Source organism: Kineosporia corallincola (genome assembly GCF_018499875.1).
Taxonomy (GTDB): domain Bacteria; phylum Actinomycetota; class Actinomycetes; order Actinomycetales; family Kineosporiaceae; genus Kineosporia; species Kineosporia corallincola.
On record NZ_JAHBAY010000047.1, the window covers coordinates 1 to 1,030 of the forward strand.

General features: G+C 65.3%; 1 protein-coding gene. It reads left to right on the forward strand.

All coding sequences use genetic code 11. The features are described 5' to 3' along the window. Positions 1 to 102 precede the first annotated feature (102 nt). Positions 103 to 1,030, forward strand: a 928-nt coding sequence (locus KIH74_RS35630) for a hypothetical protein (protein WP_214160869.1), incomplete at its 3' end; no start/stop codon positions are given.

The following is a 1,030-nucleotide window of genomic DNA, read 5'->3' on the forward strand; positions in this document are numbered from 1 at the left end:
GCCCGGGGGGAGACTTCTCACCTCGGTCATCTGCCTGGTCCTGGCCGGCAGTGGGTGCGTTTTCCGCAGGGGGGGCTGAAGGTCTGGGCTCATGACCACCGGTTGGCGCCGATCGATGGTGTTCTGAAGTCGGTCTTCGGGGATCGTGAGTTCTCGTTCATTCACGAGGCGATCCCGAGTGATGATCTCAGTGCCAGCCCGCGGTTGCGGGATGTGCTGAAAACTGGTTTGAGTGAGCAGTTCCGGTCGCTTCGGGTGGATCCGGAGGGTGACTGGCGTCAGTTCGGTGGGGAGTCGATCTATCCCAAGATGGGGTGGGCTCTGTCGAAGATTCAGGGGGATATCGAGGAAGGCGGCGATTTCGAGGACCTTCACTCTCCGTACTGGGGGGCGCGGGCGCTGGAGATGCTGCGGCTGGCGTGGAGTCATGCCCTGGATCTGGCCGATGATGAGTCGCTGGGGGCAGGGGAGAGCCGGCTTGCCCGGGCGCATCAGAAGCTGCGGGGCGCGAGTGCTGCTGTGGCCTCGTTCATGGGAACGTTCCCGTCTGCTGCGGAGCTGGGGACGCTGGGGCAGAGGCTGCTTGCGTGGCGGGATCGACTGGAAGCTGATGCTTTTGAGGGCGTTTTCCTGCCGGCTCTGAAGGCTTTCATCGAGAACTTTCTCGTGGTGATGCAGGCGCGTCTGGGTGCGGACGGGGCGCTGGACGACGAGGCCAAGAATGAGGTGATTGGGCAGCCGGACCGGGAGAGTGCGTTCTTGCGGTGGCGGGACTGGTCCATTGCCGCAGCGGCCGTCCAGGCGCAGGCGCCCGAGCGGGGCGTGCAGTTCTTGTCCGTGGGGGCTTCGCACGCGCGGTGGCTTCAGCAGCGGTCCTTGATCCCGGGCGCTTCGTATCACTACTTCACGGGTGGGCCGCTGGATCACGGCACGCGGCTCGCGTCGCTGCTGGAGGGCTCTGGTCTGTCGGGAGCCGAAACGGTCCGGGCCAGAGACGTTCTCGAGCAGCTGTACGAGGCCTTCGCCGCCG